Raw genomic sequence first — 16,880 nt, 5'->3', positions numbered from 1 at the left:
CTATATATTCTTTTACTTCTTTTTGATAACCATTAATCGTTTTAATTTGAGTGGTTGTTCCTCTATTAATTTCACGGGTAACGGTTGATCTGTCTCTATCTAATAAACGAGCAATCTCCGACTTGCTTTTTTCTTCTTTCAGCCATCTCTCTATATCTTCTCTTTCAGTTTCGTTCAAATGTGTATAAGTCTTGGTCTTTTTTGTGTTAGAATTTAATTTGGACATGAAGATTCTCCTTACTTTTGTGTAGTGACTAAAGTATAACAAATCTTCATGTCTTTTTTTGTTTCTAACTGGTGCACTTCAGTTTACAATACACCCATTTATATTTTCTACTTTAATTCATACAAAAAATGTTCAATCACTCCGTTACTTTAGAGTGATTGAACAATTTTTTATTCGCTATTTTATTGATTTCATTATTCCAACAAACTATTTATGTGGTTTTTAATAGTTATTGTTGTTGATTCGTCGGAAAATATTTATCCAATGAAAATCCTCGGCCTAATACATCACTTGCGGCCATAAAGACAACAAAGGCATCTTCGTCATTTTGAATAATCATTTCTTGGAGAGCAGTAATTTCACGTTCTGAGATAACGACCATCAGCATTTGTTTAGGGTCTTTTTTATAGCCACCTCGGACATCTAATAACGTAACACCTCGATCAAATTTTTCTAATATTTCTTGACGAATAAGTTCCGCTTGATCTGAAATAATAAGAACAGTTTTTGAATTGATATTTCCAACAAGAACAGTATCAATCGCGCGCGATATAACAGCTAAACATATAATCCCATATAATATAGCTTCTAAATCAAAGGTTAGAAAACCCATTAAAATAATCGTTCCATCCGCAATTAAAGTTGCAGATCCCATCGATAGATTTGTATACTTTTCAATAATCTGAGCCACTGTACTTGTCCCACCCGTGGAACTTCTAGCTTTATAAACAATACCTAAGCCAATACCTGTTAGAACACCACCAAAAATAGCTCCCAGGAATTGATCATGTGTCCATGGATCTAAAGAACTTACGAGGCTTGTAAAGAAAGGAAATAATAAACTCCCCAAAATAGATTTAAAGGCGACTTCCTTCCCTACGAGAAAATAACTCAAAAATAGTAAAGGAATATTGAATGCATATTGAATTAATGCAGGGGAAATATTTGTAATTTCATGTAAAATAATCGAAAGACTAGAAACGCCCCCTGAAATAATATCATTAGGTAATAAAAACACTTGAAAAGAAAAGGATATCAAAAAGCTACCAACAATAATATATAAAATATCTTTCCAATCTAATCTATAGTCTTTTATGATTTCGTTCATCCCAGAACCTCTTTCTGTTTGAAATACTTCTCCTATTATAACCAATCAAACCTTATATAACAATTCGGTTATTTTAAATCATGTGAAAATAGTCTATAATAAATTCATGCTAGTGAGGAGGTTTAATTTTGGATCGATTCTTACATTTAATTGTAAACAAGCAATCAAGAAAAAGTGAGTCTACTTTTAAAAAGCTTTTAATTGAGTTGCCTAAACATACGCAAAATTATAAAATTTATGTCACCGAAACAACAGATAAACTAGAAAATGTAGTTAAAGAGTTAAAGATTAGCTTAACAAAAAGAGATCTAGTCATCGTTATTGGTGGAGATGGGAGTTTAAATCATCTTGTTTCTTTATTTGAGAGGTACCATTTAAATAATTACATAGGATATATTCCTTCCGGTTCTGGAAATGATTTTGCCCGCTCTCATAATATGCCTATCAACACCGAAAAAGCTATTGCACATATTTTTAATCTGAAAGAGCCCAAAGAAGTTTCTATTATAAAAGTTACTCAAGGAAATCTTATTCATTATGCTGTGAATAGTATTGGAATTGGTATTGATGGAACGATCATACATAAAATGAATGAAAGTCCTCGAAAGAAATTTCTAGGAGCCGCAAGTTATATATCGAATGTGCTTTCTGCGTTTATAAAACAAGAAAAGTTTCCTGTTACCATCAAAACAGATCAAGGAATTTTTTCATTTGCCAATGTTCAATTCGCTCTTATTGCTAATAATCCATATTTTGGTGGAGGGATAAAAATTATTCCTCATGCAGATGGTACAGATAATTTCTTTGAAATATTAATTGCAGATGATATTTCTACTCACAATTTGTTCACTATTTTGAGGAAATTATTAATCAATAAAAGTCATCTTGCTCATCCTAATCTACATTATTTCAAAACCAAAGAAACAGCTTTATATGCTGAGACCAAACAATTTGCACAAAAAGATGGCGAGTCTTTTGAACAGGATGGATTTGCTTATACGATCACAACTAAGAAAAGAAAATTTTGGATTTAATTTTGGTCAATAAAAAACCAAGAAGTTTTATACGCTTCTTGGTTTTTTGCTTTAATTTTCACTTTTTAGCAATCAAAAAGCCAACTCCCTGCAAAGTATTTTGCAAAGGAATTGGCCCTTACTTTATTTGATTAAACGACTTCGTAATTTGTATCTTCTAACGCAGTTTGTAAAGAGTCTTTAGGAATTTCTAATTCAGTATTAAGTGTTGCTAATTTATTTTCTAAGTCAACTTCTACTGAATTTACACCTTTAATTTTTTCAAATTTTGTTTTCACTGTATTGGCACAACCTTGACAAGTCATACCTTGTACTGTAACTTCTTGTTTCATTATAATTACTCCCTTTTTAATTTAATTTGATGCTGTTTTTAATTCTTCTTTTGTAGGTTCTGGTTTAATACCTTCTTTAACGGCAGAAGGTTTAAATCTTTTAAGTCTTGATGCATTTAAGACAACAGATACTGAACTTAAACTCATAGCTGCTGCTGCAAACATTGGATTTAATAGTGGTCCACCAAATAAATGAAGGATACCCATAGCAATTGGGATACCTAAAGTGTTGTAACCAAAGGCCCAGAATAGATTTTCTTTAATATTTTTAATGGTTGATTTGGATAATTCAACCGCTGTTGGTACATCCATCAAATCACTACGCATTAAGACAATATCTGCGGATTCCATGGCGACATCTGTACCTGAACCAATTGCGATTCCAACATCAGATTGAGCTAAAGCAGGCGCATCGTTAATTCCGTCTCCAACCATTGCAACTTTTTTGCCTTCTTCTTGCAATTTGATAACTTCGTCAGCTTTATCTTCTGGTAAAACTTCACTTAAAATACGATCAATACCAACTTGTTTAGCAATAGCATCTGCAGTATGTTTGTTATCTCCAGTAATCATCGCAACTTCGATTCCCATTTGGTGCAGACGTTTAATGGCTAGAACACTATTTTCTTTTACAGTATCGGCTACTGCAACAATTCCTGCTAATTTATTATCCATAGAAATATACATTGGTGTTTTACCTTGTTCTGCTAATCGATCAGAAGTTGAAGCTAATTCCTTTAATGAAATATTATTTTCATCCATTAATTTTTTGTTTCCTAGATATAGATGGCGTCTTTCAATGGTTACTTCAATTCCATGTCCTGGAATTGCATTAAAGTCTCCAGCTTCGAATAATTCTAATTCTTTTTCTTTCGCATCTCGAACAATCGCTTCTCCCAGTGGATGTTCTGAACCCAATTCAGCAGAAGCTGCAAATTTCAATAATTCTTGAGCGTTAATACCATTTGCTGTCACAATATCTGTAACAACTGGTTCTCCTTCGGTAATGGTTCCTGTTTTATCGAATACAATAGTATCTACTTTTCCTGTGCTTTCTAAAGCATCCGCACTCTTAATTAAGACGCCATTTTCAGCACCTCTACCGGTTCCTACCATGATAGCCATCGGTGTAGCTAAACCTAGAGCACATGGACAAGCAATCACTAAAACAGAAATAGCAATCGTTAAAGCGAACGTAAGAGATTCTCCACCAATAAAGTACCAACCAAGTCCGGAAACAATTGATAATCCAATAACAATCGGTACAAAAATTCCTGAAATTTTATCAGCTAATTTTGCAATCGGTGCTTTGGACCCTTGCGCTTCTTCTACTAATTTTACAATTTGTGAGAGAGCGGTATCCTTACCAACTTTTGTCGCTTCGTATTGGAAGCTACCTGTTTTATTAATACTTGCCCCAATAACTTCGTCGCCTTGTTTCTTTTCTACAGGAATACTTTCCCCAGTTAACATCGATTCATCAATAGCTGTAGATCCAGAAACAATTTTTCCATCAACAGGTAGCTTTTCTCCTGGACGAACGACTATCGTGTCTCCTACTTGAACTTCGTCAATGTTAATTTCTTCTTCTACACCATTACGCATAACCCTTGCTGTTTTTGGTGCTAATCCCATTAATTTCTTAATTGCTTCGGAAGATTTACCTTTTGAAACAGCTTCGAAATATTTTCCTAATGTAATCAACGTTAAGATGACCGCTGCAGATTCATAATAGAGCATATGTGCGAAATTGGGATCTCCCGATGAAATCACAAATGTTGCGTATAAGCTATAAAGAAAAGCAGCACTGGTCCCTAAAGCGACTAATGAATCCATATTTGGATGACCACGGAAAAGTGTTTTAAACCCTACTCTAAAATATTCCATATTAATGATCATTACAGGCAAGGTCAATATAATTTGGGTAATCGCAAAGGCCAATGGATTTAAATTTGGGTCCATAAAAGCCGGGACGGGTAAGCCAACCATTGTTCCCATAGATATATAAAATAAGGGAACTGTAAAAATCATAGAACTTAAAAAACGTGTCCACAGGTTCTTCATATGTTTGTCTTTTTTCTCTTGATCTAAATCGACTTGTTCACTAGAATCTATTTCTTCATGCGCTTCATAGCCTGCGTCTGATACAGCTTTTGTAATATCCGATAAATTTAAAGCTGTAGGATCATAATTAACCGTTAATTTTTCCGTCGCTAAGTTAACCGTAGCTTCTTGCATACCCGGTAATTTTCGAGTCGCTTTTTCGATGGTTTGAGCACAAGAAGCACAGGTCATTCCTTCGACATTAAATGTCTTCTTAACTAAATTAGAAACAGCAGTATAACCTGCATCCGCTACTGCTTGTTGAACATCTTCTTCGTTTAACACCGATTCATCATATTCAACACTCAACTTTTCTGTTGCTAAATTTACCACCGATTTCTTCATGCCTGGTAATTTTCCTGTGGCTTTTTCAACCGTTTGAGCACAAGAAGCACAGGTCATTCCTTCTATACTAAATGTTTTATCAACCATATTTTTTCTCCTTTTAAATTAAAATAATCAAATACTTATTCATTTACTAAATGACATTCACATTGTCCCGGCACACATTCACAAGAAACGGCTTCCGGAGCTGCCAATGATTTTTCTTCAAGTAATTTTATCAATTCTTCAATATCACTCGTGCTTAATTTGGCATCTTCGATAAATTGGCCAATGACTGAACCATGATGGGTATTACATACATTTGATAAAATATCATCTGCATATCCTTGAATGGTCGTTTCTTCACTCACGTTTGCTGAGTAGATAAACTTTCGACCTTCTTTTTTTGTATTCAAGATATTTTTATCGACTAAACGTCCGATTAACGTTTTGATCGTTGATTCTTTCCAATCCATTTTATCTTCTAAAATATCAATAATTTCTCTACTGGTAACGGATAAGTTCGCCCAAACTACACGCATAATTTCTCGTTCAGCTTCACTAATTTGAATAGGTGCAACAGTTTCCATGCATTAACCTCCTAATAATTACGTTTACGTTCGTAAACTTAATTTTTAATTATAGTCTACACTCGTAAACGTAATAAGTCAAGAAAAAGATTTATTTTTTAAAATTGTTATTTATAATTTTTCAAACAGGTCTTCAACTTCTTCACGATTCACTTCAAAACCAGTAAAGACTTTTTCTTTTTGAATAATCTTTTTTTCTAAAGACTAAAGTCGGGACAATTCGATTTCCTGTTTTATTGATAAGTTCTTGTTCTTTATCAGGTTCTTTTTCTACATCATTTCCTGTAAAAGGAAGTTCATGCTCTTTTAAATAACGTTTCAGATCTTGACAATCTCCACAAGTGGGACGTGTGTAAATTTCTAACGTATATTTACCCAATTCTTTCCCTCTTTTCGTTTACATTTGTAATCTATTAAAGAGTATACTCCTTTAGTTTACGTTTGTAAACACAAAAACATCGATAAATTCATTTTCCCCTTTTTACTGCTTTAAGTAGTGTCATAGTTATATATAACAAATCCCTTATCTGTTAAATACGAATAGGATAGAGTCGTTACCCTATGAAGTCAGTCTATTTTTTCCACTCACTTCTTAGGGTAGGCCCGTTACCCTATGAAGTCGATCCATTTTTTTCGCTCACTCCTTAGGATAGGCCTGTTACCCTATGAAGTCGGTCTATTTTTTCGCTCACTCCTTAGGGTACAAAATCTATTCCATAAAAATTAAAGTTTTATACTTTTCTACATTAAAAAAGAACCTAACTTTCATCATTGTAGATGAAAACTAGGTTCTCAATTATTTAAAACTTTAAGGCTTTATATTTTCCATACCAACCATTGGATCTACTGCAAAGTTTTTGATCATCTCGGGTGTCAGAGTATAAGTTTTTAGTTCTTCCATTTCAGTTTTTGCTACAGATTCATCATCATTTTTCATTGCTTTTTCTTCCGTAGTCTTCTTTGCTAAAGACTCGAATTTATACTTATCTGATTGCAGTCGTTCTTTTAAGGCAGTATTCCTTAAATTCTGAGTGGACTGAATACTACGCACAAAAGCTTCTGGTTCTCCAATGAGTGATAGAGATTTACTAGCACGTGTAATAGCTGTATAAAGAATATCTTTTTTCAACATACGACCATAACTCTGTAGCATCGGTAAAATAACAATATCATACTCGCTACCCTGAGCTTTATGAATCGAACAACAATAAGCTAATGTAATTTTATTCCAATTCGAACGAAGATAAGTAACTTCATTTCCTTCAAAATCGACAATTAGCTCGTCTGTTTTTAATTCAGATTTTTTTGCATTAGTAATACCTACAATTTCACCAATGTCTCCATTAAAAACATTATTTTCAGAATCATTTTGCAATTGTAAAACTTTATCGCCAATACGATACACGGTATCTATATATTTAACTTCCTTACGGGTACCATCATTAGGGTTAAATATTTCTTGCAACCGTTCATTTAAGACATTTATCCCCGCTGGTCCCCTATAAATAGGTGCTAAAATTTGGATATCATTTGCGGTAAAACCTTTTTCAATGGCTTTTTCAACAATTTTTTCGATAACAGCTACAGCATTCCTTGAATTAGCCGGAAAAAAATTACGGTCAACGCGTTTTTTCATTAAATCTTTCGGTAGACGATTGTGTTTAATCTCATGAGAAAGTGGGATAATGCTTGAGTCGTCTCCTTGTCGGTAAATCTCAACTAATTCTTTTTGGGGAATCTGGCCTGAATCAATTAAATCACGAAAAACTTGACCCGGACCGACCGATGGCAGTTGATCTTGATCTCCAACTAAAATCACTTTCATCCCATGTGGAATAGACCGGAAAAGTTGATTTGCTAAGAAAGTATCAACCATTGACATTTCATCAATAATCAATAACTCCCCTTCTAAAAAATGTCCTAAATCCATTAAAAGATCTTCATCATCCGCTGTAAGGCCTAATAGACGATGTATCGTTGAGGACGGTAAGCCCGTGGACTCTTTCATTCGCTTCGCTGCTCTTCCCGTTGGAGCTGCCAGTAAAATAGGAAAGCCGGTGTCTTTATAAGCATGCGGATCCAAAGACAAGTCGTTCATTTCTGCATATAAATGCACAATTCCTTCAAGTACCGTAGTCTTTCCTGTTCCTGGTCCTCCCGTTAAAATAAAAACGGGAGATTCTAAAGCTTGCTTGATGGCTTCTTTTTGAGATTGTCCATAGTCAATACCTAGTTCATATTCTAGATCCGAAATATTTTCTTCGAATTGTTCTTCTGAAACTTTTTCAAAATCCGCATCATTTATTCGTTCTAAAGAACTTACAATACCCCACTCTGCATGATACAAAGAAGATAAAAAATAACGGCCTTCATCTTCATATATCATACTCTCCTCAATTAATTTTTCTAAATTGCGCTCAATGAATTCCTCATCAATGATAAAGGGACGACTACGTTCTAGTATTTGAGTCGCTCGATTACTTAAATATTGTTTCATGACATAAGTGTCACCCGAATCATTTGAAATCGTATAAAGAGCATATAAAATACCTGCCTGAATTCTCTCATCCGCATCTGGCTGTACATCGAGATGATCTGCAATAGTATCTGCTCGATTAAAACCGATTCCATTCACTTCTTGAATCAACTGATAAGGATTTTCTTGAATGACTTCCAAAGTAGTTTCTTCGTATTTTCCATAAATACGAAAAGCTAAAGCATTGTCTACCCCTAATTTGTTTAAAGTTAAAATAACTTTTTGCATACCATACTCTGTAGTTAATACATCTTCCAGAGTATTTTTTTGTTTTTGACTAAGACCTGGTACTTGATCAAGCGCATTGGTATCTTCAACAATCGCATCAATACAATCTGTTCCTAGGGCATCCACAATTTTCTCAGCAGTCTTCGTTCCAATACCTTTAAATGAATCACTCGATAAATAGTTGACGACAGCTTCAGCAGTGGATGGCTGACTAGTCGCATATCTTTCCGCTTTAAATTGAACTCCATATTTGGGATGATTTGTAAATGTTCCCCCAAATTCATAAGCAGAACCTTCTTGAATACGACCAAAATTCCCCGTAATCACAATATTATTTTCTAAATAATTTGAATTTGTTTCTTCAACTTCAACTAAGATAACTTTATAATAATTTGATGGATTAGAGAAATAAATAGCTAATACTTCACCAGTGATATATAATTCTTCATTTTCAGTTAAATCAAATGGCATTTCTTCCACTTTATTTCTCCTCTCACTAACAGTTATAGCTTTATTTTAACGCAGTCTAACAAAAAATTAAAGCACAAAATAAATCGTTGCAAGGATTGAAAGATTCCTGGCCACATTCATTAAACACTACTACTAAAAATATTGGTCTAAGAAATTGGCAATCCCATCTTCACTATTGGAATGTGTAACCTCATCCGCTAACTCTAAGATTTCTGGTACAGCATTTCTCATAGCCACCCCAATGCCGGCATATTCAATAATTGAGCGATCATTTTGCCCATCTCCAAACGAGATGATATTCTCAGGTGAAATCCCCATCTTCGGAAATACCTCATCTAAAGCTCTTGCTTTATCAATACCTTGATCGGTATATTCAAAATAAAAAGGAGCAGAAAAGGCGGCAGTGATTAAGTCCTTAAAAGGTGCGCGCATAGCTTCATGATGTTTTTGTAAATAACCTGGATTACCCGCAACTAAAATTTTATTAACAGGCTTTTTAATTCCCTTGCTAAAATCATCTACCTCATAGACTTTAAAATTTCCACCTCGTACTTCGTAATGAACAATATTCATATATCCAGAAGGTACCTCAGATTTTATATCAAAAAATGCATTATTTACAATCATATAGTCATCCTGATCAACCATAGGAACAACTTCAAATTTGGATAAATGGTTTAATATCCTGTTCGCTAAATCTGTTGGAATAGCTTGATTAAATAAAATCTCTTTTGTTTTTACATCATAAACTTGACTCCCATTATAAGAAACTAGGAAACCTTCATATTTATTCATCTCTAATTCTTCAGCTAAAGGAAGCATTCCTTGAGTAGGTCTACCAGAGGCTAAAACGACCTTTATACCTTTCTTTTGGGCTTCAATCAATTTATCTTTTGTACGTGTTGAAATAAGCTTCTCTTCATTTAATAAAGTTCCATCAATATCCATAACAATTGCTTTAAGCTTCATTTATTTGGCTCCTGCTCTATTTTATTGGCTAAAGGTTACTCCCTCAGTCTAAACAAATCCTTAGACCTTTTCAATAGTTAAAAAGCCTCACCAAAAGGGAAGTTCCTTTCAGTGAAGCTTTAAATCAATTTAATTAAATATATTGTAATTCTTTATTTTCGCTATATGCGGCATCAATCGTTCCGCCACCTATACATTCTTCTCCATCATAAAGAACAATTGCTTGTCCAGGAGTAATTGCACGAGCAGGATCATCAAATTCAACACGGGCTTTTGTTCGTGTTTCATCCAAATAAACAGTAACAGGTACTGCTTTTTGTCGATAACGGAATTGAGCCATTGAACGGAATTTTAGAGGAAATTCTTCATCGGTTGTGAAGAAAAAATCGGATGCTTCCAAAGTGGTTGCATATAAGTGTTCATTCTCGTAGCCTTGTCCAACAAGAAGGACATTTTTTTCTAAATCTTTACCAATAACAAACCATGGTTCATTAGATCCATCTGCACTACCACCAATGCCTAGACCTTTTCTTTGGCCGATTGTATAATACATGAGTCCATCGTGTTGTCCGACAACGTCACCATCTAACGTACGCATTTCACCGGCTTGCGCAGGTAAAAAGTTCATTAAGAAGTCTTTAAAGTCTCTTTCTCCGATAAAACAAATCCCTGTTGAATCTTTTTTCTTAGCCGTTGCTAAGCTTGCTCTTTCTGCAATTTCACGAACTTTCGATTTTTCCATGCCACCTAATGGGAACATAACTTTAGAAAGTTGTGCTTGAGAAAGTTGATTCAAAAAGTATGTTTGATCTTTGTTTGAGTCTACCCCTCTTAATAAATGCGTAACGCCGTTTTCATCGCGTTTTACTTGGGCATAATGTCCAGTCGCTACGTAGTCAGCGCCTAAGTCCATTGCATAATCTAAGAAAGCTTTAAATTTGATTTCTTTATTACACATAACATCAGGGTTTGGTGTGCGGCCTTTTTTGTATTCTTCTAAGAAATACGTAAAGACTTTGTCCCAGTATTGTTTTTCGAAATTCACTGAGTAGTATGGAATACCAATTTGGTCAGCAACTAAAGCGACATCTTTATAATCTTCTGTTGCCGTACAAAAACCATTTTCATCGGTATCATCCCAGTTTTTCATAAAAATACCAACCACATCATATCCTTGTTCTTTTAAAAGCAAGGCTGTCACGGAAGAGTCTACACCGCCACTCATTCCAACAACTACACGAGTATTTGCGTTTTCATTCATTTTATCACCATCATTTCTATTTAGATTTTTCTTGCAAGCAAGAAAGCTAATTGAAAATCTAATCGAATTTGAAGGTTCGAAATTTCCAACGTTCCACATTATAAAGTGATATTGGGAAAAAAGCAAACTTATCGCTTTATCCCCAATTAAAAGATGAGGGAGAATCTATTAATCAACCATATGTATATTTTTAATATACTCTAAAGGGACGTCGGCGCCGAGTTGCAGCATATTCACAACTTGAAGCTGTTCAGCAAGTGAAAGGTGCTCAAACCCTGCTAATGATTGGATGCTTAGTATTTCCTTTTTATGATGGCGCCCGAGTTCTTCTCCCATTGTAAGCAAAGAACTGCCACTTTCTAAAATGGTTGTGATACAACCGGCGATTGTTTTTTCTGGCATTTCTAATGCTGCGGCTGCTTGATCAACCAATTCTGCATAATCATAAGTTAGTTCTAAAGTTGTTATCACATATTGCATTTGTCCTAATAGCCAATAACCTTCGTCTATCCTTTTTGTTTTAGAAAAAGGACGCTCACTGGCCACTTGTTTAGTTATTACGTTTCCTATTTCAGCTTCAGAAGCCAAAATTTTTTCTGGTAAGCATAGCATCGTCATAAAAAATAAATGAATAAATTGGAGGGTTTCTTCAGATAAGCCCGATACTTCAAAAGGATCATTATCAAATGAGCGCATTTCTAAATATTGGATCCCATCTTCTAGCAAACTCGCTGAATCTTTTACAATTCCCCGAAGTCGCACGGCTCCATAATATTCACGTTCTTTTTTTAATTTACCAGTTTGTACTGCTTCTTGTAAATCAGTTACATAATTTTTAATCGAATCATAACGGACAACGACTTTTGGGTGATTCGTGAAACCAAATTTACTATTTCGTAAACTTCGCATAGGTTCTAGTGGAATACTTTTATTTTTGAAAAAAGGATCAGTAAAGAAGTTTGCTTCGGCTACAGGGGTTGCACCGAATAAATAAACAAGTATCCACTGGTAACGCAAGAAATTGCTTGCTAATTTTAAATATAATTCATCACGCAAAGCTTCGAGTGTTTCAAATTGAGTTTGGATGGCGAAGAGATGCTCTAAAAACTGAGGATTAAACGAATAATTGATATGAATACCATTGACTAATTGACGTTTTTTCCCATATTTTGATGCTGTATACAATCGATATTCTTCCAACTCAATATTTGTCGTTTGAGAAATATTGATTAAACGATCGTCATCCGGTAGATTACAAGGTACACTAAAGGGCCACATATATTCCTCATCCGGTAAATTTGCCAATAAAACATAACTCAAGGTTTGTAACCAGTTGTGTGCTTTTGAATAAGAGGCTAAAGGCGGCGTAATTATTTCAGGTTGTGCTTCGCCATAATCTGTTTTGATATGGGGATTTACTTCTCTATTTCCTAAAGATTCAGGGTGCATAGACATCGCCAAGTTCCCATTCCCTTGTACACGGAGACCTTCTTTTTCTAAGCCGAAGTTTCCTGTTATAAATAATTCTACCAGATTGTTTTCTTTAATATCATTTAGTAAATTCAATATTTTTCACCTCACGACTTTCTGTCTATTCAAGACTTTTTTCATAAAATAAAAACCCTAGATAATCATTATCCAGAGTTTTTATACGATTGAATATTTAACTGTGGTGTTAATTAATTATTCATACCTTTTCAAGCACGGTTTCCTTTACGAAATCTTCCAAATAAAATTCGGCTAATTCTCTAGCCTCTTTCATCTGATCATTTGCATACAGATCCACCTTTTTGATTCCATTGGCGGCTACTGTTGAAAGTTTTAGATTTGAAAAATCTTTAGAAACAGTAATTTTTAATATCGGCGCTGATTTTGAACCTGGTTGTGTAGAAAGTACTCGCTCATATTGAAAATTACCATTTTTCGTTTCGACAAAGGCATTGTCGCGCATGGTATATCGTTTTGCATCTGGATGTACACGATATTTTTGTTTGCTTCCCGATAAGGACGCTTCATTTGACTGCGTCATTTGAAAACTCCTCTCAATTTACTTCATTATAAATATAGCATAATAATGAACAAAAAGCTATATGGGCTCTGTGTACAACTCAGTGTTTTTGCATGTTAAGGGTTAATTTTTTTAAAATTTCCACTGTTTTTTTAATTTCCTCAAGAGTCGTTCCAACTCCAAAGCTAAATCGAAGCGTATGATCAATTTCGGTTGCTTCATCACCAAACATAGCGATTAAAACATGACTTGGCTCAAGTGTACCTGCTGAACAAGCAGAACCTGCCGATAAAAATACGCCCTCTAGATCCATTTGAATCAATAACATATCTGAGCGAATAGCTGGAATACAAAGACTTAAGACATGAGGTAAAGAATCATTAATCTCTCCATTTACCGAATAATCTATATCGGCTTCATCCATTTCTTTGATAAATGTTTTTTTCAATTCCATTAAATGATTGTAATTTTCCGTTTGATTTTTTTGATGAATTTGGATTGCTTTTTCAAAAGCTAAGATAGCCGGAATATTCTCTGTTCCTGCTCGATGTTCATTCTCTTGAGCTCCACCAAGTAATAAACTAGGAATTTTTATTCCTTCTCTAATATATAAAAACCCAATTCCTTTAGGGCCATTCATTTTATGAGCAGAGACACTTAATAAATCAACATTTAATGCTTCGACATCTAATGGTATTGAACCATATGCTTGAACTGCATCGGTATGGAAAATAATCTCTTGATCAAGTTCCTTCAAATATTCTCCGATTGCTTGAATCGGCATAATGGCTCCTACCTCATTGTTGCCATACATAATTGAAATAAGGATAGTATCTGGTCGAATGGCTTCTTTTACTTGTTCAAGAGTAATTTTCCCTTTAGTATCCGCAGGTAAGTAAGTGATTTCAAATCCTTTATTCTCCAAATATTTCATTGGGTTTAAAACAGCTGGATGTTCAACATTTGTTGTAATAATATGTTTTCCACGATCCGCAAGATGTTCTGCTGTTTTTATAATGGCTGTGTTGTCACTTTCTGTTCCACCACTGGTAATAATTATTTCATTCGTTTTGGCACCGATACTTTCAGCCATGGTTTGACGAGCATAGTCAATTAATACACGATTTTTCTTTCCTAGTTGATGGATACTGGATGCATTTCCATAGTTTTCACTTAAGGCTTTTGTCATTACGTCAATGACTTCTGGGTCCATTGGTGTTGTTGCCGCATGATCTAAATATATCTTTTCTTTCACTTAAATCCTTTCCTTTACTTATTGGTTTCTTGTATTTGCTGTTTTTGTTGTTGGACAAGCTCTGGGAAAAGCATTTTCAAAATTCCCTTTGTTAAACGTCGTCCTTTACCTTTCGTTACATAAGCATGCATATTCATTGCTGGGTTAAAGTTTGCTTCAATACAGGAATATCCTGGGTTTTCTTCAGTACTTGGGATTTTATAATCGGGAATAATTAAATCAATCCCTGTCACCTTTACGTCTAATGCTTTCGCAATCCCTACAGCTATAGCATTATAACTCTCATCCATCTCTTTTGTAAAATCAATTGAATCGCCACCTGTAGAGATATTGGAATTTTCTCGTAAATACACAGTTTTTCCTTTTTCTGGGATAGAATCAAATGTCAAATCTTGTTCTTTTAACATTAACGTTTCAATTGCACCCTTTTCAATATAAGCCATAGGTGCTCGATGGTCAGCGCCTCGTAAAGGATCGTCATTTTTGTGGTCAATTAACTCATGAATTGTTGATTTTCCATCCCCTATCACATTTGCTGGTACTCGCAATAATACAGCCCCCACTTCATCATTTAAAACAAAGAAACGGTATTCAGTACCTGGAACAAACTCTTCAACAAGGACAGTATCATCTTCTTGAAATGCGATGTCGAGAGCTTCTTTATAAGACGTTTTATCCGGGTATTTTTTAAAGACAGAGATCCCAATCCCATAATTGGTCGATTTTGGTTTTACAACAATCGGTTGATTTTGATAGTTTGAATAGTGGTCCAAAGCTTCTTTTATTGAATGATATTCGCCCCCACCAGGAACATTGAAACCAGCCTCCGCTAAGATTTTCTTTGTGACTGTTTTGTTTTCCATTATAAAATGTGAAATTGTTGTATCTTTACTTGTCATATTTCCATTTCTAACATATTCAACTATATTTTCGTGCGAGAGCTTTAAGAAATGATCCGCTCGATCAAAAACCTCTACCTCAACGCCCAATTCAATAGCATCATACATTAGTAATTGTGTTGACAATTCCATATCTTCAAAACCATTTAAAACGTAAGGACGTTCAGTTGAAAACTCTTTGAATTCTAAGCCTAAATTACGATTAAATGTTAGATATCCTTGCTCTTCAATTTGATCTGCTACACGAGCACTTAGCGTTTCCTCAGGATGATAAAATTTTTCTTGAGCTTTATGAATGAGTTCTTCAAATTCATCATTTAAAGAAAGATCGTTTACCATACTAAGCATACCCTCTAAGATATTCAAAGCTTCCTTCTGATAAGCCGATACTTCATGGGGGTTTTCATCTGCTGTATTTAACATTTTTTCTTGACCTTCGATTATCTCGTCTCGAGTCGCTTTATTTTCTATCCAAATCATATATAAAAAGAATAGGTGATAAAAGCGGCCTTGCGCATAAGAAATGCCTAATCGATCCAGTGGGTTAAGATCAAATGAACGAAACTCAACGTATTGAACACCTGATTCAAGCATTTTTCGTAAAGAATCCCCTTTGCCTCGGAGACGTGCATTTCCATAGAATTCTCGTTCTTCAGATAAATGTCCAGTCTCTACAAAATTTTCTATATCTTTAACGTAACTATCAACCGAATCATAATTAACAATGACTTCATCATGGTTATGGTAACCAAAAGAACTATTTCGCAAACTACGTACATAATCTGTAGGCTTTTTCAGTAAGCGACCGGATTTCGAATCATAAAATCCTGAATCAGCATAAGGACTTGCTCCAAATAAATATAATAGAAGCCATTCATATTTTAAAAAGTTGGCAGATAATTTAATATAAAGTTCATTTTGAAGTTCTGTTTTTGTTTGATAAGTTGTTTGCTTTTGAAAAACTCCCTCAATAAACGTTTCGCTAAACGAAAAATTAAAGTGAATTCCACTAATTGTTTGCTTTTTCTTCCCATAGCTATCCGCAAGATGCTGTCGATATCGAATGGCATCGGGATCATTATAACGAACAATTGGAATCTCATCTTCATCAGGGAGAAGATTTGGCATACTGTTCGGCCATAAATATTCATCTTGGTTCATAGAACGGTGAAGCACATCATGTAAAGCTTCTAACCAATTAAATGTTAATTTTAAAGAGGGTTGAACTGGAGTTACAATTTCTGGTTGAGCTTCACTAAAATCTGTTAGTAAATAAGGATGATATACCCGACTCCCTAATACATGAGGATGATTGGTCATGGCTAATTGATTAGAAGGATCAGTTCGCAATCCTTCTTTTTCTATCCCAAAATTTCCTTCCGTAAATAAAGACTGAAGGTCGTTATCTTTGATAATGGTTGCTATATTCATATTTTTTCCTCAATTCTTCTATACATGTAATCTTTATTATTTTAACATAACTATATGTAAGAACGTATCTTTTTGAACGGAAAGGCTAGTTGCTTTTTGTTTTTT

The 16,880-nt window shown here is 34.5% G+C and carries 14 protein-coding genes; 1 reads left to right on the top strand and 13 read right to left on the bottom strand.

Annotated features, from left to right (window positions below):
* Positions 1-226: helix-turn-helix domain-containing protein (locus BUB96_RS01835; protein WP_143274252.1), on the bottom strand; the 226-nt coding region annotated here is incomplete at its 3' end.
* A gap of 229 nt (positions 227-455) precedes the next feature.
* On the bottom strand, positions 456-1,334 hold the full coding sequence (locus tag BUB96_RS01830) for a YitT family protein (protein WP_073295430.1): 879 nt from the start codon (positions 1,332-1,334) through the stop codon (positions 456-458).
* 128 nt (positions 1,335-1,462) lie between these two features.
* On the opposite strand from BUB96_RS01830, the gene BUB96_RS01825 reads away from it, so the two are divergent.
* A complete protein-coding gene (locus BUB96_RS01825; RefSeq protein ID WP_073295427.1) occupies positions 1,463-2,368 on the top strand; it encodes a diacylglycerol/lipid kinase family protein in 906 nt (301 codons plus the stop codon).
* Between the two features lie 131 nt (positions 2,369-2,499).
* On the opposite strand, the gene BUB96_RS01820 is transcribed toward BUB96_RS01825, so the two are convergent.
* From BUB96_RS01820 to gshAB, 11 genes are all read right to left on the bottom strand, one after another.
* The gene (locus tag BUB96_RS01820; RefSeq protein WP_073295422.1) at positions 2,500-2,700 is read right to left on the bottom strand and encodes a heavy-metal-associated domain-containing protein; all 201 of its coding nucleotides are present in this window, start codon (positions 2,698-2,700) and stop codon (positions 2,500-2,502) included.
* Positions 2,701-2,721: 21 nt separating this feature from the next.
* Entirely contained in the window at positions 2,722-5,235 is a 2,514-nt protein-coding gene (locus BUB96_RS01815) for a heavy metal translocating P-type ATPase (protein WP_073295419.1), read from the bottom strand.
* A 35-nt stretch (positions 5,236-5,270) separates the two neighbouring features.
* Positions 5,271-5,717: a CopY/TcrY family copper transport repressor gene (locus BUB96_RS01810; RefSeq protein ID WP_073295414.1), complete on the bottom strand. Its 447-nt coding sequence runs from the start codon at positions 5,715-5,717 to the stop codon at positions 5,271-5,273.
* A gap of 154 nt (positions 5,718-5,871) precedes the next feature.
* Positions 5,872-6,096, bottom strand: coding sequence for a glutaredoxin family protein (locus tag BUB96_RS01805; RefSeq protein WP_084136656.1), 225 nt, complete (start codon positions 6,094-6,096; stop codon positions 5,872-5,874).
* A 429-nt stretch (positions 6,097-6,525) separates the two neighbouring features.
* Positions 6,526-8,952, bottom strand: coding sequence for an SF1B family DNA helicase RecD2 (recD2, locus tag BUB96_RS01800; protein WP_073295460.1), 2,427 nt, complete (start codon positions 8,950-8,952; stop codon positions 6,526-6,528).
* 132 nt (positions 8,953-9,084) lie between these two features.
* Entirely contained in the window at positions 9,085-9,921 is an 837-nt protein-coding gene (locus tag BUB96_RS01795; RefSeq protein ID WP_073295411.1) for a Cof-type HAD-IIB family hydrolase, read from the bottom strand.
* A 133-nt stretch (positions 9,922-10,054) separates the two neighbouring features.
* Positions 10,055-11,182 (bottom strand): tRNA 2-thiouridine(34) synthase MnmA, encoded by a 1,128-nt coding sequence (mnmA, locus tag BUB96_RS01790; protein WP_073295407.1) that lies wholly within the window; start codon positions 11,180-11,182, stop codon positions 10,055-10,057.
* Between the two features lie 168 nt (positions 11,183-11,350).
* Positions 11,351-12,748, bottom strand: a complete 1,398-nt coding sequence (locus tag BUB96_RS01785) for a hypothetical protein (RefSeq protein WP_073295403.1) — start codon at positions 12,746-12,748, stop codon at positions 11,351-11,353.
* A 121-nt stretch (positions 12,749-12,869) separates the two neighbouring features.
* Complete coding sequence (locus tag BUB96_RS01780; RefSeq protein ID WP_073295398.1) at positions 12,870-13,211, bottom strand: hypothetical protein; 342 nt, start codon at positions 13,209-13,211, stop codon at positions 12,870-12,872.
* Between the two features lie 79 nt (positions 13,212-13,290).
* Positions 13,291-14,445: a cysteine desulfurase family protein gene (locus tag BUB96_RS01775; protein WP_073295395.1), complete on the bottom strand. Its 1,155-nt coding sequence runs from the start codon at positions 14,443-14,445 to the stop codon at positions 13,291-13,293.
* A 14-nt stretch (positions 14,446-14,459) separates the two neighbouring features.
* Positions 14,460-16,775: a bifunctional glutamate--cysteine ligase GshA/glutathione synthetase GshB gene (gshAB, locus tag BUB96_RS01770; protein ID WP_073295392.1), complete on the bottom strand. Its 2,316-nt coding sequence runs from the start codon at positions 16,773-16,775 to the stop codon at positions 14,460-14,462.
* Positions 16,776-16,880: the final 105 nt, after the last annotated feature.

The sequence above is a fragment of the Atopostipes suicloacalis DSM 15692 genome, assembly GCF_900129085.1.
GTDB lineage: Bacteria > Bacillota > Bacilli > Lactobacillales > Carnobacteriaceae_A > Atopostipes > Atopostipes suicloacalis.
This window is presented reverse-complemented; position numbering and strand designations above follow the sequence as displayed.